This window comes from Rhodococcus ruber, from assembly GCF_016804345.1.
Lineage (GTDB): Bacteria > Actinomycetota > Actinomycetes > Mycobacteriales > Mycobacteriaceae > Rhodococcus > Rhodococcus ruber.
Map to the genome: position 1 here is coordinate 509,619 of NZ_CP044211.1, position 21,300 is coordinate 530,918.

At 70.3% G+C, this 21,300-nt stretch carries 18 protein-coding genes; 5 read left to right on the top strand and 13 right to left on the bottom strand.

The features are described 5' to 3' along the window. Nucleotides 1-6: 6 nt before the first annotated feature. The 6 genes from F1734_RS02365 to kdpF are packed head-to-tail and all read right to left on the bottom strand — an operon-like array spanning nucleotide 7 to nucleotide 7,784. Nucleotides 7-687 (bottom strand): response regulator, encoded by a 681-nt coding sequence (locus F1734_RS02365; protein ID WP_010595497.1) that lies wholly within the window; start codon nucleotides 685-687, stop codon nucleotides 7-9. Beyond that, nucleotides 684-3,218: a sensor histidine kinase gene (locus tag F1734_RS02370; RefSeq protein WP_203011314.1), complete on the bottom strand. Its 2,535-nt coding sequence runs from the start codon at nucleotides 3,216-3,218 to the stop codon at nucleotides 684-686. Before F1734_RS02370 ends, F1734_RS02365 begins: the two co-directional genes overlap by 4 nt. Before the next feature lie 7 nt (nucleotides 3,219-3,225). Next, a complete protein-coding gene (locus tag F1734_RS02375; protein WP_010595499.1) occupies nucleotides 3,226-3,885 on the bottom strand; it encodes a potassium-transporting ATPase subunit C in 660 nt (219 codons plus the stop codon). 5 nt (nucleotides 3,886-3,890) lie between these two features. Continuing rightward, the gene (gene kdpB / locus F1734_RS02380; protein ID WP_040273148.1) at nucleotides 3,891-5,981 is read right to left on the bottom strand and encodes a potassium-transporting ATPase subunit KdpB; all 2,091 of its coding nucleotides are present in this window, start codon (nucleotides 5,979-5,981) and stop codon (nucleotides 3,891-3,893) included. Then, complete coding sequence (gene kdpA, locus F1734_RS02385) at nucleotides 5,978-7,678, bottom strand: potassium-transporting ATPase subunit KdpA (protein WP_203011315.1); 1,701 nt, start codon at nucleotides 7,676-7,678, stop codon at nucleotides 5,978-5,980. The genes kdpB and kdpA overlap by 4 nt, the downstream gene beginning before the upstream one ends. 7 nt (nucleotides 7,679-7,685) lie before the next feature. Beyond that, complete coding sequence (gene kdpF / locus F1734_RS02390; RefSeq protein ID WP_017681113.1) at nucleotides 7,686-7,784, bottom strand: K(+)-transporting ATPase subunit F; 99 nt, start codon at nucleotides 7,782-7,784, stop codon at nucleotides 7,686-7,688. Nucleotides 7,785-8,127: 343 nt separating this feature from the next. On the opposite strand from kdpF, the gene F1734_RS02395 reads away from it, so the two are divergent. Then, on the top strand, nucleotides 8,128-9,426 hold the full coding sequence (locus F1734_RS02395; protein ID WP_010595502.1) for a DUF2254 domain-containing protein: 1,299 nt from the start codon (nucleotides 8,128-8,130) through the stop codon (nucleotides 9,424-9,426). A gap of 69 nt (nucleotides 9,427-9,495) precedes the next feature. Here F1734_RS02395 and F1734_RS02400 read toward each other — a convergent pair whose 3' ends face one another. Together F1734_RS02400 and F1734_RS02405 are read right to left on the bottom strand one after the other, a co-directional pair. Beyond that, nucleotides 9,496-9,849, bottom strand: coding sequence for an HPF/RaiA family ribosome-associated protein (locus F1734_RS02400; protein ID WP_010595503.1), 354 nt, complete (start codon nucleotides 9,847-9,849; stop codon nucleotides 9,496-9,498). A gap of 127 nt (nucleotides 9,850-9,976) precedes the next feature. Next, the gene (locus F1734_RS02405) at nucleotides 9,977-12,049 is read right to left on the bottom strand and encodes an MMPL family transporter (protein WP_017681115.1); all 2,073 of its coding nucleotides are present in this window, start codon (nucleotides 12,047-12,049) and stop codon (nucleotides 9,977-9,979) included. Between the two features lie 74 nt (nucleotides 12,050-12,123). Between F1734_RS02405 and F1734_RS02410 the strand changes: the two genes are divergently transcribed. Continuing rightward, nucleotides 12,124-12,543: a MarR family winged helix-turn-helix transcriptional regulator gene (locus tag F1734_RS02410; RefSeq protein ID WP_040273150.1), complete on the top strand. Its 420-nt coding sequence runs from the start codon at nucleotides 12,124-12,126 to the stop codon at nucleotides 12,541-12,543. A 108-nt stretch (nucleotides 12,544-12,651) separates the two neighbouring features. On the opposite strand, the gene F1734_RS02415 is transcribed toward F1734_RS02410, so the two are convergent. From F1734_RS02415 to F1734_RS02425, 3 genes are all read right to left on the bottom strand, one after another. Further along, nucleotides 12,652-13,395, bottom strand: a complete 744-nt coding sequence (locus F1734_RS02415) for an anti-sigma factor (RefSeq protein WP_010595506.1) — start codon at nucleotides 13,393-13,395, stop codon at nucleotides 12,652-12,654. Further along, nucleotides 13,385-13,960: an ECF RNA polymerase sigma factor SigK gene (sigK, locus tag F1734_RS02420; protein WP_203011769.1), complete on the bottom strand. Its 576-nt coding sequence runs from the start codon at nucleotides 13,958-13,960 to the stop codon at nucleotides 13,385-13,387. Before sigK ends, F1734_RS02415 begins: the two co-directional genes overlap by 11 nt. Nucleotides 13,961-14,125: 165 nt before the next feature. Then, nucleotides 14,126-14,755: a dienelactone hydrolase family protein gene (locus F1734_RS02425; protein WP_040273153.1), complete on the bottom strand. Its 630-nt coding sequence runs from the start codon at nucleotides 14,753-14,755 to the stop codon at nucleotides 14,126-14,128. Between the two features lie 201 nt (nucleotides 14,756-14,956). Between F1734_RS02425 and F1734_RS02430 the strand changes: the two genes are divergently transcribed. The 3 genes from F1734_RS02430 to F1734_RS02440 all read left to right on the top strand — a co-directional run bounded on the left by F1734_RS02430 (nucleotide 14,957) and on the right by F1734_RS02440 (nucleotide 18,271). Further along, nucleotides 14,957-15,580 carry a fasciclin domain-containing protein gene (locus F1734_RS02430; protein ID WP_228287136.1) on the top strand — a complete coding sequence of 208 codons (624 nt, stop codon included), beginning with the start codon at nucleotides 14,957-14,959 and terminating at the stop codon, nucleotides 15,578-15,580. 23 nt (nucleotides 15,581-15,603) lie between these two features. Continuing rightward, on the top strand, nucleotides 15,604-16,185 hold the full coding sequence (locus F1734_RS02435) for a lipocalin family protein (protein WP_010595511.1): 582 nt from the start codon (nucleotides 15,604-15,606) through the stop codon (nucleotides 16,183-16,185). Nucleotides 16,186-16,411: 226 nt separating this feature from the next. Beyond that, a complete protein-coding gene (locus tag F1734_RS02440; protein ID WP_043805608.1) occupies nucleotides 16,412-18,271 on the top strand; it encodes a BCCT family transporter in 1,860 nt (619 codons plus the stop codon). Between the two features lie 49 nt (nucleotides 18,272-18,320). Here F1734_RS02440 and F1734_RS02445 read toward each other — a convergent pair whose 3' ends face one another. Together F1734_RS02445 and F1734_RS02450 are read right to left on the bottom strand one after the other, a co-directional pair. Then, on the bottom strand, nucleotides 18,321-19,865 hold the full coding sequence (locus tag F1734_RS02445) for an SDR family oxidoreductase (RefSeq protein ID WP_203011316.1): 1,545 nt from the start codon (nucleotides 19,863-19,865) through the stop codon (nucleotides 18,321-18,323). Next, entirely contained in the window at nucleotides 19,862-21,226 is a 1,365-nt protein-coding gene (locus F1734_RS02450; protein WP_203011317.1) for a TIGR01777 family oxidoreductase, read from the bottom strand. The genes F1734_RS02445 and F1734_RS02450 overlap by 4 nt, the downstream gene beginning before the upstream one ends. Between the last annotated feature and the right edge of the window lie 74 nt (nucleotides 21,227-21,300).

Below are 21,300 nucleotides of genomic sequence, written 5' to 3' on the forward strand. Positions count from 1 at the left end.
TCTGCCTCAAGGTTCGAAGCGGTATCCCATCCCCGGCTCGGTGAGCAGGTGCCGGGGATGGGCGGGATCGGGCTCGAGTTTGCGCCGCAGCTGCGTGAGATACACCCGCAGGTAATGGGTCTGGGTCGTGTAGGACGGTCCCCACACCTCTTCCAGCAGTTCGCGCTGCCCGACGAGCTTTCCGCGGTTGCGCACCAGCACCTCGAGCATCCCCCACTCGGTGGGAGTCAGGTGAACCGGTGCGCCGTCGCGCGTGACCTTCTTCGCGGCGAGGTCGACGGTGAAGTCGTCGGTGTCGATCGCCGGTTCGGTCGTGCCCGAGATGGTGCCGGCTCGGCGGACCGCGGCGCGGATGCGGGCGAGGAACTCCTCCATCCCGAACGGCTTCGTGACGTAGTCGTCGGCTCCGGCATCGAGAGCGGCCACCTTGTCGAGGGCATCGGTACGTGCCGAGAGGACGATGACCGGGGCGGTGCACCAGCCGTGCAGCCCGGCGAGCACCTCGATCCCGTCGAGGTCGGGTAGTCCGAGGTCGAGGACGATCACGTCGGGACGCTGCTGGGCGGCGGCCCGCAGGGCGGAGCGTCCGTCACCGGCGGTGATCACCTCGTACCCGCGTGCGGTGAGGTTGATGCGCAACGCGCGCAGGATCTGTGGTTCGTCGTCGACGACGAGTATGCGGGTCATCGCGGCACCCTCGGCTGCGCGGACGCGAGTTCGACGACCATGGTCGTCCCGCCGCCGGGTGTCTCGGTGGTGGTGACGGTTCCGCTCATCGCTTCGGCGAATCCTCGCGCGACGGTCGATCCGAGCCCCGCCCCGCCGCTGCGGTGGTCGCCGATTCGTGGGAAGACGTTGCCGGCGTCGCCGGATCCGAGGCCGGGACCGCAGTCCGCGATGGTGACGGTGGTGCGGTCACCGGAAGTGACGGCACCGACCCGGATCGGGCCGGTCGGCGCGTAGCGCAGGGCATTGTCGAGAAGGTTGGCCAGGATTCGTTCGAGCAGGCCGCTGTCCGCCTCGATCATCGTGTCGCCGACGTCGACCTCGAGTCGTTCGCGCACCCGGCGGGCGGCGTCCGGGCCGCCGCTCGAGAGCGTGACCACGGCCCGGTGCAGCACCTCGTCGAGGTAGAGCGGCTGCAGGACGGGCGTGACCACCCCGGCCGCGAGCCGAGAGGAGTCGAGCAGGTTCGACACGAGGGCGGTGAGCTGGTCGGTGGACTCCTCGATCGTCGCGAGCAGCTCCGCGGTGTCCTCGGCGGAGAATTCGACGTCGGTGCTGCGCAGACTGGACACGGCGGCCTTGACGGCGGCGAGCGGGGTGCGCAGGTCGTGGCTCACCGCCGACAGCAACAGCCGCCGCAGACGGTCGGTTTCGGCCAGGGCCGAGGCTTTCGCCGCTTCGGCGGTGAGTTCGTCCTGGCGGATCAACCCGGCGATCTGCCCGGTGACCGCGGTGAGGATCCGGCGGTCGCGGGGTCGCAATCCTGGGCCGGACAGCAGTAGCGCAAGACGGCCGTCGTCGATCTCGCACACGGTATCGGCCTCGTCGACCGAGGCGGGCGGAGTGGTTCCGGTGCGGTCGACGACGTGGCGGCGGCCGTTCTCGGAACGCAGGATCGCGACACCGGACTGCCCGTAGGTCTCGCGGACCTTGTCGAGCAAGCTGTGGACGTTCGCGCCGCGCAGGACAGCGCCGGCGAACAGGGCGAGCAGTTCGGCCTCCTGCGCGGCGAGCCGCGCCTCGCGGGCCCGGGCCGCGGCGGCGTCGACCAGCGCGGCGACCGCCACGGCGACGACGAGCAGCACCACGGTGGTGACGAAGTTGTCCGGTTCGGCAATGGTGAAGCTGTAGCGCGGTTCGGTGAAGAAGAAGTTGAGCAGCAGGCCGGACAGCAGGGCCGCGACGACGGCGGGGCCGATTCCGCCGAACAGGGCGACGGCGAGCACGACGACGAAGAACAACGCGTTCTGGCCGGCCACCCCGGTGAGGCGGTCGATCACGGCCATCAGGGCGGTCGCGACGAGGGGGATGACGGCTGCCGCGATCCAGGACTGCAGTCGCCGCTCGTGGCGGCCCAGCAACGCCATCTTCGGGCCTCGGGCCGTGTGCTCGTGGGTCACCATGTGCACGTCGATCCTGCCGGAGTCGCGGACGACCGCCGCCCCGATGCCCTCGTCGAGGATGCGGGCCCATCGCGGGCGCCGCGACGTGCCGAGCACGAGGTGGGTCGCGTTCACCTCCCGCGCGAAGTCGAGCAGCGTGGTGGGCACGTCGTCGCCGACGACGCTGTGCAGGCTGGCGCCCAGACTCGCGGCGAGGGTCCGGACCTTTCCCATCTGCGGCGCCGAGACACCGGTGAGGCCGTCGCCCCGGACGACGTGCACGACCATCAGCTCCGCGCTCGCCTTGGCGGCGATGCGGCTGGCCCGGCGCACCAGGGTCTCCGATTCGGGCCCGCCGGTGACGGCGACGACGACGCGCTCGCGGGCCTCCCAGGTGTCGGTGATGGCGTGTTCGCCGCGGTACTTCGCGAGCGCAAGGTCGACCTGATCGGCGAGCCACAGCAGGGCGATCTCGCGCAGGGCGGTCAGGTTCCCTTCGCGGAAGTAGTTGCGCAGCGCGGCATCGACGTTCTCCGGCGCGTAGACGTTGCCGTGCGCGAGACGCCGCTGCAGCGCCTGCGGGGTGATGTCGACGAGCTCGACCTGGTCGGCGCGCCGTACGACGTCGTCGGGCACGGTCTCGCGTTGCACCACGCCGGTGATCTGCTCGACGACGTCGTTGAGGGACTCGAGGTGCTGGATGTTGACCGTGGACAGGACGTCGATGCCCGCGTCGAGCAGTTCCTCGACGTCCTGCCAGCGTTTGGTGTGCCGGCTGCCCGGCACGTTGGTGTGGGCGAGTTCGTCGACCAGGGCGACCGCCGGCCGGCGGGCCAGCACGGCGTCGAGGTCGAGTTCGTCGAACACGGTGTCGCGGTACGTCATCCGCCGTGGCGGGACGATCTCGAGGCCGGCCAGCTGCTCGGTGGTGCGCGCCCGCCCGTGCGTGTTCACGATCGCCACCACCACGTCGGTGCCTCGGCCGATTCGCCGATGGGCCTCCCCCAGCATGGCGAACGTCTTTCCCGCGCCGGGGACGGCACCGAGGTAGATCCGCAGCCGTCCCCGGCGCGACGCCTCGGGGACGGCGGTGCGTGCGGTACCGGTCACGACGCCATCATCCACCCGAGGGGACCTCGTCGCAGTCGGGTGCAGTCAGTCCCAGGGCCACGTTCAGCTCGGGCACGTTCACTCGTTCGGCGCCGAGGAACCCGAGTTGCCGGCCCTCGGTGTGCGCGGCGACCAGCTCGCGGACCCATTGCTCGGGGATGCCGGTGACCCGCGCGACCCGCGGCACCTGCACCGCGGCGTAGGCAGGGGAGATGTGGGGGTCGACGCCGGAGCCGGATCCGGTGACCGCATCGACGGGAACGGCCTGCGGCGGCACCTGCTCGCGTGCGGCGATCGCCGCACGCCGCTCGTCGACGAAGGCGGCCAGCACCTCGCTGCCGGGGCCTTGGTTGGACGGCAGGGCGGCGGCCGGGTCGCCCGGGGTGAATGCGTCCCCGCCGGCGACCGAGCCGACGACGCGCGTGTGGAAGAACGGGTCGGGCTCACCGACGGCGACCTGCGGATCGACGCCGATCAGCCGGCTGCCGACCACGCACCCGTTCGCGTCGGTCAGCGCCGAACCCTCGGCGCTCGCCGCACCGAGTCGTCCCACCACCCATACCGTCGCCGGATAGGCCGCTCCGACGATCACGGTCAGTGCGACCAGCATCAGCAGGCCGGCCCGCACCTGCCGGATCAATCCTGCGAAGAAGTTCCCGAATCCCATCCGTGTCACCCGATTCCCAGACGCACCACGAGGTCGATCAGCCAGATCCCGACGAACGGGGTGATCACCCCACCGAGGCCGTAGACGAGCAGATTCCGCCCCAGCAGCGACGACGCGTTCGCCGGCCGGTACCGCACACCCTTCAGGGCCAGCGGTATCAGCGCCACGATCACCAGGGCATTGAAGATCACCGCCGACAGGATCGCGGACTGCGGGGTGGCCAGTCCCATGATGTTCAACCCCGCCAGCTGCGGATAGATCCCGCTGAAGAGGGCGGGCAGGATCGCGAAGTACTTCGCCAGGTCGTTGGCCAGGGAGAAGGTGGTCAGTGCCCCGCGCGTGATGAGCAGCTGCTTGCCGATCTCGACCACTTCGATGAGCTTCGTCGGATCGGAGTCGAGGTCGACCATGTTCCCCGCCTCCTTGGCCGCGGAGGTGCCGGTGTTCATCGCCACCCCGACGTCGGCCTGTGCCAGGGCGGGCGCGTCGTTGGTTCCGTCGCCGGTCATCGCGACCAGCCGTCCGCCCTGCTGTTCCGAGCGGATCAGCGCCAGCTTGTCCTCGGGAGTCGCCTCGGCCAGGTAGTCGTCGACCCCCGCCTCGGCCGCGATCGCCCGCGCGGTGAGCGGGTTGTCCCCGGTGATCATCACCGTGCGGATGCCCATCGCGCGCAGTTGTGCGAACCGCCGTGCCATGCCCGGTTTGACGACGTCGGACAGTTCGACGACGCCGACCACCGACGCGCCCCGGGCGTCGCACCGGGCCACCACCAGAGGCGTTCCGCCGACGCGGGCGATGTCGTCGACGACGGCGCTCACCGCGTCGGGCGTCCGTCCGCCCTCCTCGGCCACCCAGCGGCTCACCGCATCGGCGGCCCCCTTGCGGATTCGGACCGGGGTGTCCGCGTCGGCGACGGTGTCGAGGCCGCTCATCCGGGTGTGCGCGGTGAAGGCGACGAACTCGGCGGAGCGCTCGGCGTCCGACGGCCCCGGATCGAGGTGGTACCGCTCGGCGCAGAGTTCGACGATGCTGCGTCCCTCGGGGGTACCGTCGGACAGGCTCGACATCCTTGCCGCGGAAGCTATTTCGTCATCCGTGATGCCGGGAGCCGGGTGCAGTGCGGTGGCGCGGCGGTTGCCGTAGGTGATGGTTCCGGTCTTGTCCAGCAGCAGGGTGTCGATGTCCCCGGCGGCCTCCACGGCACGGCCGGACATGGCCAGCACGTTGCGCTGCACCAGCCGATCCATGCCGGCGATGCCGATCGCGGACAGCAGGGCTCCGATCGTGGTGGGTATCAGGCACACCAGCAGCGCGATCAGTTCGACCGGTCCCTGCTCGACACCGGCATACGCGCTCATCGGAGCGATCGCGACCACCGCGAGCAGGAACACGATCGTCAACGCCGCGAGAAGGATGTTCAGGGCGATCTCGTTCGGGGTCTTCTGCCGGGCGGCGCCTTCGACGAGAGCGATCATCCGGTCCACGAAGGTCTGCCCGGGTGGGGCGGTGATCCGCACGACGATGCGGTCGGAGAGCACGGTGGTGCCGCCGGTGACGGCGCACCGGTCGCCGCCCGACTCGCGGATCACCGGGGCGGATTCTCCGGTGATCGCCGACTCGTCGACCGTGGCGATGCCCTCGATCACGTCGCCGTCCCCGGGAATCGTCCCACCGGTCTCCACCACGACGAGATCGCCCACGCGCAGCTCGGTGGCCGATACGGATTCCTCGGCGGCCGGACCGGTGAGGCGACGGGCTGCCGTGTCCTGCTTGACCTTTCGCAGGCTCGCCGCCTGCGCCTTGCCTCGCCCCTCGGCGACCGACTCGGCGAGGTTGGCGAAGAGCACGGTGAACCACAGCCACGCCGCGATCGACCAGGCGAACAGGGTGGGTTCGACGATCGCCGCGACGGTGGCGACCGCCGACCCGACCAGCACGACGAACATCACCGGATTCCGCGCCACATGCCGGGGATCGAGCTTGCGGATCGCTCCCGGCAGGGCGTCTGCCAGCTGACGGGGGCTGAACACGCCCCCGCCGACACGATGCGGGCGGGAGGCGATCGTCTCCCGGTGGGAATGAACATCGACGGTCAATGCAGTGCCTCCGCGACGGGGCCCAGGGCCAGGGCCGGGAAGAAGGTGAGAGCCGCAACCAGTACGACGGTTCCGGTGAGCAGCCCGGCGAATGCCACACCGGTGGTGGGCAGCGTGCCCGCCCCGGCCGGGGTGCGCCGCTGGGAGGCGAGCGAGCCGGCCAGAGCCAGGACGAACACGATCGGCAGGAACCGCCCGAGCAGCATGCACATCCCCAGCGAGGACTGGAACCAATCGCTCGTGACGGTCAGTCCGCCGAACGCGCTGCCGTTGTTGTTCGACGCCGAGGCATAGGCATAGAGCACCTCGGTGAAGCCGTGGATCGCGCCCGGCGTGCCCGGGTCCCCGGAGTTGCCGAGATACCCGGTGGTGGGCGAGAGGATCACCGTGATTCCGGTGCCGACGAGTACCAGGGCCGGCATGACCAGGACCGTCAGCGCGGCAAGGGTGATCTCGCGCCTGCGCAGCTTCTTACCGAGGAACTCGGGGGTGCGCCCCACGAGCAGGCCCCCGACGAACACGGCGAGCACCGCGAGCACCAGCATGCCGTACAGGCCGGTGCCGACGCCGCCGGGCGCGATCTCGCCGAGCAGGATGTTCAGCAGAACGGCCCCGCCGCCCAGCGGGGACATGCTGTCGTGCGCCGAGTTCACCGCACCGGTGCTCGTGCCGGTGGTCGACACCGCGAACAGCACCGAACCGGGAATCCCGAACCGGACTTCCTTGCCCTCCATCATCGCGCCGGCGGCGTTCGCCGCCACACCCCGCGTACCGGATTCGGCGGCCAGCGCCACCGCCAGGACGGTGCCGTAGAGCACCGCCATCACGCCGAGGACGGTCAGGCCCTGCCGTCGGTTGCCGATCATCGTGCCGAACGTGCGCGTCAGCGCCACCGGGATCAGCAGGATCGCGAGGATCTCGACGATGTTGATGACGGGGGTGGGATTCTCGAACGGGTGCGCCGAGTTCGCGGCGAGGACGCCGCCGCCGTTGGTGCCGAGTTCCTTGATCGCCTCCTGCGAGGCAACCGGCGCGAGCGCGTTCGTGACCGTGTCGCCGTCCAGTCCGGTCGCGGTGAAGCCGCTGCGATACGACTGGATCACGCCCTGGCTCAGCAGGATCAGGGCGATCACGAATGCCAGCGGTAGCAGGATCCGCAGGGTCCCGCGGACCAGGTCCACCCAGAAGTTGCCGATCTCGCCGCCGCGTCCGACGCGCACCAGACCACGGATCAGGGCGGTCACGACCGCCATCCCCACCGCCGCCGAGACGAAGTTCTGCACCGCGAGCCCGGCGGACTGGGTGAGTGGGCTCATCGTCGTCTCGGGCACGTAGGACTGCCAGTTGGTGTTGGTGACGAACGAGACGGCCGTGTTGAACGCTACGGCCGGGCTCACCCCCGCCAGCCCGTTGCTCAGCGGCAGGATGCCTTGAACGCGCTGCAGGAGATACAAGAAGAGCACGCTCGCCAGGGAGAAGCCGAGCACACTTGCGGCGTATCCGTACCAGGTCTGCTCGGCGCGGGGATCGATCCGGCACACCCGGTACATCAGCGACTCGATCCGCAGGTCCTTCCACCGGAGGTCGGTGTCGGTCGTGTAGACCCTCGCCATGTAGTCACCGAGCGGAACGTATGCCAATGCCAGGACTGCGACGACCAGGGCGATCTGCAGTCCCGCGGCAACAGCTGGAGTCATCGGATCGTCAGAACCTCTCCGGATCGAGCAGCGCGATCAGCAGGTACGCCACGAGTGCCACCGCGATCACGACGAGCGCGACACTCGCCGCGCCCGCCCAGGTCATCGGTTCGCCCCTCGCGCGTGCAGGGCACGCAGGACCAGAGCGCACACCAGGAACCCAGCCAGGATCAGCACCACGTACGCGGCGTCGGCCATGTCGTCTTCCCTTGTCGTAGACACGAATCAGGCGCCGATCGGCGCCCCGCACCACACTGTTGCACCGTGCGCTTCCCTCGACGGCGATCCATACGGAATCTTGATGCCCGCGGTCGATGTCCTGACGAGTTCTTTACACGCCGGTGCGGGTCCCGGCGGCGCAGTGCCCGCGGGTTCCGAGACCGGACGCTGGTCAGCGGATAGCGTCGACGGGTATGAGTGCCCGTCCGAGACCGCTGCCGCAGCTGCGTATGGCGGCTGCCGCGTACCGATTTCGCGAGAGCCTGTTCGCGCTGCCGACGTTGATCGTCGCTGCCGGGGTGATCCTCGCCGAGGTGACCGCGTACCTCGACCGCACCCTCCCCACCGACGTCGCGGGGTGGGCCGTGCAGATGAACAGCAACGGCGCGACGTGGCTGCTCAGTACCGTGGCGGGCGCGACGATCACCACGGCGGGGGTGGTGTTCTCACTGACCGTGGTCAGCCTGCAGCTGGCCAGCAGCCAGTTCTCGCCCCGGGTGATGCGCTCGTTCATCCGGGACCGCGTGAGCCAGACGGTGATCGGCATGCTCGTGGCGACGTTCGTCTACTGCGTGCTGACGCTGCGGCACGTGGGAGCCGAGGCTGCCGAACCGGCGCCGGGGGTGTCGATGACCGTGGCCCTGGTGCTGACGGTGGCAACCGTCGTCCTGATCGTCGCCTATCTCGACAGGCTCGCGCACGGACTGCAGGTCGGTGAGGTGGTGCGCACGATCGCCACCGAAGCGGACGGGGTGCTCGACGCAGCGGTTCGGGAGAGCCGCACGGAACGCCCGGCCGCGGCGGTGTCCCGGCCGGCTTCCGACGCGATCATGACGGTTCCGGCGGTCCGGGACGGCTGGGTGACCCAGGCGCCGACCGAGCATCTTCTCGCGTCGGTACCCCCGTCGACGGTGGTGCGCCTGGAAACGCGTCCCGGCGCCTACATTCATCGCGGCGAAGTGCTGTTGCGCGTGTGGCCGGTCCCGGACCGTGCCGACAGGGTCCGTCGCCGGCTCGAGGCCGCCGTGGAGATCTCCGACACCCGCACCATGCAGCAGGACGTGGATTTCGCGCTGCGCCAGCTGGTCGACATCGGCCTGCGCGCTCTCAGTTCGGCGATCAACGACCCCACCACCGCGACCGAGGTGGTCCTGCGCATCGGCAGTCTGCTGCGGACGCTCCTGACCGCCGAGGTGCCGCCGCTGTCGGTCGCCGGCGCCGACGGCCGGGTGCTGCTGCGCCCGTGGATGCTGTCCCCGCCGGAGTACGTCGAGCACGCCTTCGAGCAGATCCGGCAGGCGTGTCCGCGGCAACTGCACGTGGCCACCGCGGTCGCGCGGGTGCTGCGCATGCTGACCGACCATGTGCGGGCCGCCGACCGGGACGAGCACGTACCGGAGCTCGAGCGGCAACTGCGGTTGCTCGTCGAGTCCGTGGCCGCCGAGCCGGGGCACCACCCCGAGGACCTCGCCCGGTTCCGGGCCGTGGCCGAGTCTCCGGTCGACCCGGCCGAGCACGAGGTGGACTGAGCCGTCGCGCGTGACTCGCGCGACGGAATCCGCCCGGTGGTTCCCGAGCGGATTCCGGGTCGCGGCCGGTTACTCCTCGACGCCCATGTGGCGGATGGAGGGACCGCCCTTGTGGTCGCTCGAGCGGCCGAGCTTGGAATCGAGCAGGCTGCGCAGGCGGTGGACGGCACCGTCGAACGCTTCCTTCACCGAGCCGGCGTTGTGGGTGACGACGATCGGTTGCTGACCCGCGATGCGGGCCTCGAGGAGGCACCGCTTGTCCGTGGTGCCGAACTTCCCGGCGTTCTCGTCGCTGAGGTGGATCTCGAGCCGGGTGATCCGGTCGGCGAACCGCTCGACCGCGGACGCGAGCTCGCTCTCGAGGCGGTCGGCGATGTCGTCGTCGATCTGGATGTGGCTGTCCTTGTTGAGCTGGATCTGCATCGATCTGTCTCCTTCTCGGTCCGGCGATACGGCCGGAGGGGATCCCCCGGGTTCCGCACCGCGCCCGCTCCGATTCCACCCGAGCACGACGACGGGCGGCAACCCGGGTCCGTCTAGCCGGGTCCGTCTAGCCGGGGTTCTCGGGTTCGCGGCGGGAGAGCGCGCTCGGCCACCACACCCGCTTGCCGATGTCGATGGTCAGGGCGGGAACGAGCAGCGACCGGACCAGCAGGGCGTCGAGCAGCACGCCGAACGCGACGATGAACGCGATCTGGGCGAGGAACAGCAGCGGGATCACCGCCAGTGCCGAGAACGTCGCGGCCAGGACGATGCCCGCCGAGGTGATCACACCACCGGTCACGGTCAGGGCCCGCAGCGTGCCACGCCGGGTGCCCACGCGCGCGCTCTCCTCCCGCACCCGCGTCATCAGGAAGATGTTGTAGTCGATACCCAGCGCGACGAGGAAGACGAAGCCGAACAGCGGCACCACCGGGTCGGCGCCGGGGAACCCGAGCAGGTGGTCGAAGACCAGCGACGACACCCCGAGGGTGGCGGCGAAGGACACGACGACCGTCAGCATCAGCAGCACCGGGGCGACGATCGCGCGCAGGAGCAGGACGAGGATCAGCAGCACCACGGCGACGACGACGGGAATGATGACCGTGCGGTCGCGGGTGGCGGTGTTCTTGGTGTCCAGGTCCACCGCCGAGTTGCCGCCGACCAGCGCCTCGGCGTTCGGGATCCCGGCCACCGCGTCGCGGATGCGTTCGACGGTGTCCTCGGCGGCCAGCGAGTCGGCCGGGTCCGACAGGGTCGCCTGCAGCGCGACGCGGCCGTCGACGACGGTCGTCGCGCCGTCCGGCCCGGTCACCGGTACCACCTCGGTGACGCCCTCGATGCGGGCGGCGGCGGCGACGTCGCCCGCCGCGGACTCACGGGTGATGATCACCGCGGGCGATCCGGTGCCCGCATCGAAGTGCCTGCCGAGCACCTCCTGGCCGGTCACGGACTCGGTCTCGAGCAGGAAGATCTCGGACTGCGCGACGCCGTCGGCCTCGAACTGGGGCAGCAGCATCGCGAAGCCGACGAGCACGATGCTCGACACGACCCAGATCCGGCGCGGGTGGGCGCCGACCTTCCGGGCGAGGGCGCTCCAGAACCGGTGCGCCGAGGCGAGGTCGTCGCGATCGGCGTCGGGGTCGACGGTGGGCCGCTTGGGCCAGAACGCGGCGCGGCCGAGCAGCACGAGCGCGGACGGCAGGAAGGTCATGGAGGCGACGAACGAGGCGACGATGCCGATCGCGGCGACGGGGCCGAGGCCGCGGTTGGAGTTCAGGTCGGACAGCAGCAGGCACAGCACGCCGGCGATGACGGTGCCCGCCGACGCCGCGATGGGCTCCAGCGTCGCCCGCCACGCGGTGCGCATCGCGGCGAACCGGTCCTGCTCGAGGCGCAGTTCCTCGCGGTATCGGGACACCAGGAGCAGCGCGTAGTCGGTCGCGGCACCGAAGACGAGGATGAACAGGATGCCCTGGCTCTGTCCGTTGAGGGCGATGATGCCGGCGTCGGCCAGCAGGTACACCAGCAGGCTCGCCAGTGCGAGGGCGAACACCGCCGAGAGGATCACCACGAACGGCAGCAGCGGACTGCGGTAGACGACGACGAGGATCAGCAGGACCACGCCGCCGGCGACCAGCAGCAGCAGGCCGTCGATGCCCTCGAATGCCGTCGTCAGGTCCGCGATCTGCCCGGCGGGTCCGGTGACGAGGACCGTCAGCCCCTCGGGTGGGTTCGCGAGCTCCGCGCGCAACTCGTCGACGGCCTCGCCGACCTCTCCGGTGCTGTCGACGGGCACGATCAGCCGTGCGGCCTGACCGTCCTGCGACGGAACCGGCGGCGGGCCGGCGGACGCTCCCGCGAGGTAGGCGAGGTCGTCGGGGGTGATGCCGGACGGGCGTTCGGCGACGACGATCGCGGGCACGAACCGGGTGTCGGTGAAGTCCGCATAGAGTTCGCCCGCCCGGGTGGATTCCGCGGACGCCGGGAGGAAGGAGCTGTTGTCGTTCTGCTGGACCTCGCTGAGCTTGCCGGCGAAGGGGCCGCCGGCGCCCGCGATCGCGAGCCACGCGATGAGCAGCAGCGCGGGCAGCAGCCAGCGGATGCGGCGAGGTGAACGAGCCGGCGCGGTGACGGTGTTCAATCTTCCTCCAGGAGAATGCGACTACGCCGAGCCCAAATTACTCAGCTAGCTGAACAATAGTGAAAAGGTATCTCATGAGCGACGATCTCGAGAGCTGGCCGACCGGCCGGCTGCTGTCCACGGCCGCCCGGCTCGTGGAACAGGCCTGGGAATCGACTCTGCGCGCGCACGGCCTCACCCACGCCGGCCTGGTCGCCCTGCACACGATCGCGGACGGACCCCGCTCCCAGCGGGAGATGGCCCGGGCCTGCCGGGTGACCGACCAGACGATGAGCCGGACCGTCGAGCACCTCGAGCGGTCCGGCCTCGTCACGCGCACCGTCGATCCCGCCGACGAGCGGCGCATGCGTGTGCAGATCACCGAGTCGGGGAACGAGCTGTACCGGGCGATGATCGAACTCGAACGCACCGATGCGCAACCGACCGCGGTGGTATCCGACCCCGGCACCCTGCGCTCCCTTCTGATCGAACTGGTCCGATCGGCACAGCGTTGACCTGCCGCACCGCGGCTGTGTCGACCTGCCTCACCGCGGCTGCGTTAACCTGCCGCACCGCGGCTGCGTCGACCTGCCGCACCGCGGCGGACAGGTCCGTCCGGCGGGTCAGCCCAGCGGCAACTGTGCGAAGATCTGCGTCGGTTGCGTCGACCCACCCGGCGGTTCGACGCTGAAGGCCAGCGCGGTCGAATGCCCGACACCCTCGAGGACGGCCGTGGTGGACGGCGCCACCGCCTCGGCGTCCATGATGCCCGCGGATTCCGGGCCTTCGGGGGTGATCAGCCACATCTGGTAGACACTGCCCTCGGCGGGCGGTGTCACGTTGTTCATCACCAGAACACCGGCGTCGGCTTCCTTCGAGTACACCACCGTGGCGACTCCGCCGCCTTCGATCTCACCCGAGGTGGTGCGCACGTCCTCCGCCGCGAACACCTGCTCCGAAGTGGTCGCGGTCTTCTCCTGCAGCTGGGTCACAACGGCGAATCCACCCACGGCGATCAGGATCGCGGCCGCCGCGGTGAGCAGGAAGTTACGTCGCCGGTTGCGCCGCTCGTCCAGCGAGACCGGTGCGGCAGGCGGACCGGACTCGGCCGCGACCGCGTCGAGCAGGCGCTCACGCAGACGTGCAGGCGGCTCGGAGGCCGTCGACGCCGACACGACCGCCATCGTCTCCCGCACGGCCGCCGTCTCCCGGTCGAACGCCGTCACCACTTCGGGATCGGCTCCGGCCACCCGGGCCTCGATGTCGCGGCGCTCGGCGTCGGATACCGCATCGAGCGCATACACGACCGCGAGGTCGATCAGTTCGCGGTCGGAATCGCCGAAACCGGGCCGGGCCTCACTCCTCATCGCCCTGCGCCCCCAGACATTTGCGTAGACGGAGTAGTCCGTCGCGGATTCTCGATTTTACGGTCGGTAGCGTGACCGAAAGTTGTTCGGACACTTCGCGGTACGTCAGGCCGCCGTAGTAGGCCAGTTCGACGGACCGCCGCTGCAGATCGGTCAGTGTGCCCAGACAGTGGGTGACCTGCTGCCGATCCTCGCGCCGGGCCGCCTCCTCGCTGACGACGTCGAACGCCGAGTCGACGTTGCTCGCGCCGTAGCGGGCCTCGCGGTCGGCCCCGGACTGTTCGGACCGCACCCGGTCGACGGCGCGGCGGTGCGCCAGGGTGATCAGCCAGGACAGCGCCGAACCCTGCGCGGCGTCGAACCCGGAGGCCGACCGCCAGACCTGCAGGTAGACCTCCTGCGCGGTCTCCTCGCTGTAGCCGGGATCGCGCAGGACCCGCAGGATCATGCCGTACACCCGGGCACGGGTCAGGTCGTAGAACTCGGCGAATGCAGCCGCATCCTGCGCCGCTACGCGCGCGAGCAACGCGTCGAGTGTGTCGGTACGTCCGCCGACGCCGGTCATCGGCTCTGTCCGCTCATCGAGCGAAAGCCTAGTCGGGCGATTCGGGCGGCTCAAGCCATCCGCCGGCGGACCGTCCCGGCGGCCGGGGCCGGGGGGCGGGGCAAGGGTCGAATCGAGCACCGCGATCACCTCCGGGGCATCCGGAGGGCTGCAGCGCGTGGGACGTCAGACATGGTCACCTCCGGTGGGCCGGCCGGCCGGGGCCAGGGATTCCCGCAGGAACTCGGCGGTGACCGCATGCCACCAGCCCGGCTTGGTGAGCAGGAAGTGACCGCCGCCCGCCAGCGGCCGGAACTGGGCGTCGACGCCGCGCCCGCGGGCCTGGGCCGTCTGCACCGCGCTCACGCGCGGGTCGCACCGCGTGTCGGCGGTGCCGTGCACGACCAGGAGCCGGCGCTCGGGCGGGACGAGCGCGCCGTCGTCCTCGGGCCACCACGGTGCCAGCGCGACGACAGCCCCGACACCCGGCTGGGCCGCGAGGTGGGCCGCGACCCGTCCGCCCATGGAGTGACCCACGAGCCCGATCCGGACGTCGCCGCGCCGCCGGCGCACCTCGTCGAGGGCGTGCAGTGCATCGTGGACGGGACTCATCCGGTCCCCGTTCCAGCCGCGGTAGGTGTAGTGCACCTGGCCGACGGTGATGTCGTACATGCTCAGCCGGGAACGCAGGGACTCGGTCAGCAATGTCATCCGCAACGCGGACAGGTGCCACGGCCGGGCGGCGGATGTGCTGACCGGCTTGCCGCCCGGGAGAACCAGCACGTGAGCGCGGGGCCGGTTCGATGCGATCTCCATGCCCGGTGTTCGGAGCGTGGCCCGAATCGGATGGGTCGAAAAAAATTCTCCACACCCACCCATCCGCCCTCCCGGCCGTGCCGAATGGCAGATGACACACCTGACCGACGTGGTCGCACGGATCACGACACCGAAGGGAAGAGGGCCATGGTTATCAACACGCGAAAGAGCTTGGCGGCAGTCGGAATCGGCGCGATGGCAATGATGGGTGTCGCGGCGTGCTCGTCCGACGACTCCGGTTCCTCGACGGCGACGTCGGCCACGTCGGCGATGGAGAACGCCACGTCGGCGATGTCGCCGACCACCTCCGAGGACGCCATGGCGTCGGGCCTCGTCGGCCCGGGCTGTGACGCCTACGCGGCCGCGGTACCGACCGGGCCGGGCTCGATCGAGGGTATGGCGCAGGAGCCGGTGGCCGTCGCTGCGTCGAACAACCCGGAGCTCACGACCCTGACCGCAGCGGTGTCGGGTCAGCTCAACCCCGAGGTGAACCTGGTCGACACGCTCAACGGTGGCGAGTTCACCGTGTTCGCGCCGGTCGACGACGCCTTCGCCAAGATCGATCCGGCCACCATCGAGAGCCTGAAGACCGACACGGCCACCCTCACCAGCATCCTCACCTACCACGTGGTGCCGGGTCAGATCCCGCCGTCGGACATCGAAGGCACCCAGACCACGGTCCAGGGCGGTACCGTCGAGGTGACCGGTGAAGGCGAGGAATGGAAGGTCAACGACGCCAACGTCATCTGTGGCGGTGTGAAGACGGCCAATGCGACCGTCTACCTCATCGACACCGTCCTGATGCCGCCGGCGCCGCAGCAGTGACCCGGTAGCACCCGAGGAGTGACGTGAGACGAACGATCCGAGGCCTCGCGGCGGCCGCTCTGGCCGCCGCGGGCGCCGCCCTCACGGCGGCACCGGCGCAGGCAGCTCCGCTCACCCCGGTGGCGGAGCTGGACGTGAACCGGTACATGGGCACCTGGTATCAACTGGCCGCCAATCCCGCGCCCTTCAATCTCGACTGCGTGCTCGACACCACCGCGAACTACACGCTGATCGACGAGCGCAACGTGCGGGTGGAGAACTCGTGCACCACCGTCACCGGTGAGCGGCGCGGAATCGTCGGCAACGCGCGAGTGAACGACACCGCCTCCTTGCATGTGAGCTTCCCCGGCGTGCCGACCCAGGATTCCCTGGACGGGCCGAGCAACTACATCGTCGGCTACCTCGCGGACGACTACTCGTGGGCGCTCGTGGGGGATCCGACCCGGGTTTCCGGGTTCGTCCTGTCCCGGTCACCGGTGGTCGACGCCGCCGCGTGGCAACAGATCCGGTCGGTGGTCGAGCAGCAGGGCTACAACAGCTGCCTCATGCTCACCTCGCCCACCACGGAGGGCCTACAGGAGATCAAGCCGCTCTGCACCGTGTGAACGGTGTTCTGCGCGTAGCGGACTCACCCCGGCCCCGCCTGCCCGGCCGAATGTCACATTGCGTCGGTTCCATCGATCGCATGTGACATTCGGTCGCGCGCGGGCGGCGCCGGAGCCCGGATGCGTTCCCCCGGGCACGCCCCGGCTCTGTTAGGTTCGATTCGCGACGTGGACGAGCCTTCCGATCGTCGGACCCGGCTCGTCGCGACACGAGGAGCTGGTGAAGATGATCCGCGACGCATGGCGGGGTTTGCTCAAGCCCGTCTTCGTTCCCGCCTCGCTCGTGATCCTCGGGATGATCGTGTTCGCGGTCGTCTACGCGGGATCGGCCGAGGGGGCGGTCGACGCGCTCAACCGTGCCATCACCGACGGCGTCGGCTGGTGGTACATCCTGATCGCCACCGGATTCGTGATCTTCGCCCTGTACTGCGGCCTCAGCCGCGTCGGCAACATCAAACTCGGCCGCGACGACGAACAACCCGAGTTCGGAATGCTGTCCTGGTTCGCGATGCTCTTCAGCGCCGGCATGGGCATCGGCCTGGTGTTCTACGGTGTCGCCGAACCACTCTCGCACTACGTCGATCCCCCGCAGGCAGGCCGGATCCCCGGTTCGACGGACGCCGCCGCCAATCAGGCGATGGAACTGACCATGTTCCACTGGGGTCTGCACGCGTGGGCGATCTACGTCGTCGTCGGCCTCGGTCTGGCCTACATGACGTACCGCAAGGGCCGGCCGCTGTCGGTGCGCTGGCTGCTCGAACCGCTCCTCGGACGCGCCCGCGTCGAGGGACCGATCGGGCACGCGATCGACACGATCGCGATCGTCGGCACCCTCTTCGGCGTCGCCACCTCTCTCGGCTTCGGCGTCCAGCAGATCTCGGCGGGCCTCGACTACCTGGGCTGGGTCGAGACGAACAACTGGCTCACCGTCGGGCTGATCGTCGGGGTGACGGGCCTGGCGACCTTCTCGGTGGTCTCCGGCGTCTCGCGCGGCCTGAAATGGCTGTCCAACATCAACATGGTGCTGGCGGCCTCGCTTGCGGTGTTCGTCCTGCTGCTGGGGCCGACGCTGTTCCTGCTGCAGTCGTGGGTGCAGAACCTCGGCGGCTACGCGCAGGCCCTGCCGGAGCTGATGCTGCGCACCGCACCGTTCGCCGAGGACGGCTGGTCGGGCGCGTGGACGATCTTCTACTGGGGCTGGTGGATGAGCTGGGCGCCGTTCGTCGGCATGTTCATCGCCCGCATCTCCCGCGGCCGCACGATCCGGGAGTTCGTCTTCGGTGTTCTGCTCGCCCCCACGTTCGTCGCGTCGCTGTGGTTCACGATCTTCGGCGACTCCGGAATCCTGCGGCAGCGCGACGAGGGCACCATGCTCGCCGCGGACGGCACCGTGGACACCGACACCTCGCTGTTCGTCCTCCTCGACGGCCTTCCGCTGGCCGTGGTGACGAGCCTGCTCGCGATCCTCGTGGTCGTGTTCTTCTTCGTGACATCCTCGGACTCGGGTTCGCTCGTGATCGACATCCTCGCCACCGGCGGCAACCTCGAGACCCCGAGGATCACGCGCGTCTACTGGGCGGTGCTCGAAGGGATCGCGGCGGCGGTGCTGCTGCTCGTCGGCGGCAGCGGATCGCTGACCGCGCTGCAGACCGCATCCATCGCAACGGCGGTGCCGTTCTCGATCGTCATGGTGCTGGCCTGCGTGTCGATGCTCAAGGCGTTCCGCTACGAGGTGGCGACCGCGCCCCGGTACCTCCAGATTGCGGTGAGCGCGGCGACGCCCGCCCCGGGCGGCCACGGCGCCCCCCACCGGCGGGGCATCTCCGCGACGCTCGCCGGCCTCGACACCAACGGAAACGGCGCCGCAGCGCCGGAGACCCGCGCACCGCTCGTCGTCGCCGTGCACGAGCTGCCGGCCCGTTCGGTCAGCGTCGACGCCGACACCGGACGGGTCGAAATCGACCACGGTGCCCGCCCGCAGGACCCCCTAGGCGGCGAGGTGTTCGACACCCCGGAGTTCGCCGAGTCCGCCGAGGGCGTCGCGCAACGGGAAGCCGACGAGCGACGCGCGACCACCCGCGACTGACGCCCGCCGCGACCGTCAGTCCGCCGCGCCCGCCCGCCGCGACCCAATGTCACATTGCGTCGATCGAATCGACCGGATGTGACATCGGGTCGCCGGCAGACGGGGTGCGTGCCGGATCGCGGGCGGCGCGGTGCGCGGCGCCGGCGATGTTCTCGAGCATGCCCTTGAAGATGATGCCGTGGAACGGCACGAGCGCGTACCAGTAGACCCGTCCCGCAAGCCCCTTCGGGAAGAAGATCGCCCGCTGGTGCAGCCGGGCCCGGCCCGGATCGAGCGGTTCGATACGCCACTCGAGCCAGGCCCCGCCCGGCGCCCGCATCTCGGCCCGCAGCCGCAGCAGGGTGGGTCGCTCGAGGCGCTCGACGCGCCAGAAGTCCAGCGCGTCCCCGGTGTGCAGGGTGCGCGGATTGCGGCGTCCCCGGGACAGACCGACGCCGCCGGCGAAGCGGTCGAGCCATCCGCGGATCGTCCAGGCGAGGGGGAAGGAGTACCAGCCGTTCTCGCCGCCGATGCTCTCGACGACCTCCCACACCGTGCCGGCGTCGGTGTCGCAGTCGATGCAGCGTTCGTCGACGAAGACCACCTCGCCGGCCCAGTGCGGATCGGACGGCAGCGGTTCGGCCGGTGCGCCGACGGGTGACGCACTCGCCCAGGTGGTTTCGACGTCGCCGCGTTCGATCTTGCGTAGCGCCAGCCGGACCGCCTCGCGATAGCCGGTCAGTCCGCCGGGCGGCGGCGGGATCACGTCGTCGATGTCGTGTTCGGAGACCACCGCGTCGTTGCTCAGCGATTCGATCAGCGCCCGGCCCAGCGACGGTGGGATCGGGGTGACCAGCCCGATCCACAACCCGGCGAGCTTCGGGGTGAGCACGGGCAGCACCAGGATGCGCCGCCGGCGCAGACCCGCGACCTCGGCGTACACCTGCATCATCTCGCCGTAGCGCAGCACGTCCGGGCCGCCGATGTCGTAGGTGCGGCTGCGGGGGAGCGGAGCGGTGGCCGCGCCCACCAGGTAGTGCAGTACGTCGCGCACCGCGATGGGCTGGATCTTGTTGTTCACCCACTTCGGGGTGGTCATCAAGGGCAGGCGGTTGCTCAGGTGCCGGATCATCTCGAACGACGCGGAGCCCGAACCGATCACCACCCCGGCCTGCAGCACCAGGGTGGGCACCCCGGATTCGACGAGGATCCGGCCGACCTGCTCCCGGGACCGCAGATGGGTGGAGAGGTCGGCCGTGTCCGGATGCAGCCCACCGAGATACACGATGCGCCGCACCCCGGCCGCGCGGGCAGCGGCGGCGACGTTCTCGGCTTCCGCGCGCTCGGTGTCGATGAACTCCCCGCGCCCACCCATCGAATGCACCAGGTAGTACAGGACGTCGACGTCCCGGCAGGCGACGGCTAGGGACTGCGGATCGGTCAGGTCACCGCGCACGATCTCGACGTCGCCGGCCCACGGCACGTCCCGCAGCTTGTCCGGGGTGCGGGCCAGGACCCGCACCCGGTGGCCCGCGTCGACAAGCAGCGGCGCGAGCCGGCCCCCGATGTAGCCGGTGGCCCCGGTGACGAGGATGCGCAACACAGGGGTGTTCATTCGTTCTCCACGATGTGTCCGAGCTGGTGTCGCAGGCAGGCTTCGAGCTTCGGCCGGCGGAACCGATGTCCGTGATCGACCAGGCACTGCGGAACCACGAACTGATCGGCGGTGGCGACCTCCCGCGCGCCCTCGTCGCCGAGCAGCAGCCGGGGCCCGAACCCCGGCACCGGCAACAGCGCCGGCCGGTGCAGTACCCGCGCGAGCGTGCGGGTGTATTCGTCGTTGCGAACCGGTTCGGGCGCAACGGCATTGATCGGACCCTTCACCCTCGGATCGGCAAGGGCCCGGTGGTAGACGTCGAGCAGGTCGTCGAGGTCGATCCACGACAGCCACTGCCGGCCGCTGCCGAGCCGGCCACCGAGGCCGGCCTCGAACAACGGGCGCAGGAGTTGCAGCGGTCCGCCGCGCGGGGTCTGCACGATCCCGGTCCGCACCAGCACCACCCGCAGTCCGCCGGAGGCGGCAGGGGCGGTGGCGGCCTCCCAGTCGGCGACTACGTCGGCGAGGAACCCGGACCCCCGTTGCGCGTCCTCGGCGAGCGGTTCGTCGCCGCGGTCGTAGCCGTAGAGCCCGATCGCCGACGCGGACACGAACGTCGCCGGTCCGTTGGGGGTGCGTGCCGCGAGTTCGGCCAGCAGCCGCGTGGGCCGGATCCGGCTGTCCCGGACGGCGGCCTTGTGGGCGGCGTTGAAGCGCCCGGCGATCGAGGCGCCGGCGAGGTGGACGACGGCGTCGATGCCCTCGAGCAGGTCGGGCGCGGGCGAGTCCGGATCCCAGCGACGTTCGTCGTCGCCGCGCGGTTCGCCGCGCACGAGCCGGACGACCCGGTAGCCGCCGGTGCTCAGGTAGGCGCACAGCGCGGTGCCCACGAGACCCGACGATCCGGTGACGGCGACCGTCGCGGGTCGCACTCCCTGCTCGTGCGACCACTGATGGGCGGCGAGGTCGTCGGCGAGCTGGCGGTGCCGGTAGTAGAAGGTCTGCTTCAGCAGCGACTCCGGGACGGGCGTGTCGACTCGGTCGACGACCCGGGTGCGACGGGAGCCGAGCGCCTCGAAGGTGTGCTCGTGCCGCCACGGCATCACCAGTCCGGCGGGCAGTGAGGTGAGCCCGTCGCGGCCGACGCTGTCGACGAACCGCGCCGGCGGGTCGTAGGCGTCGGCCTGGTGTTCGGCGACCCAGCGCAGTCCGCCGGGCAGGCCGAGCACGGCCCGGCCCGACTTCAGGGACTCGGCCTCGGAGATCACCCGCAGCGGCTGCCACGGGGGGAGCAGACGCATGATCGCGCCCGGTCGGCTGTGCCAGTCGAAGACGTCGTCGCGCGGCGCGTCGACGACGCTCGAATACGTGATGCCCATCGTGCCTTCCTCCGCCTGGTCCGGGTTCGCGGAAGCGGGCGCCGGGAGCGACCCCGGCGCCGCCGCGGAATCAG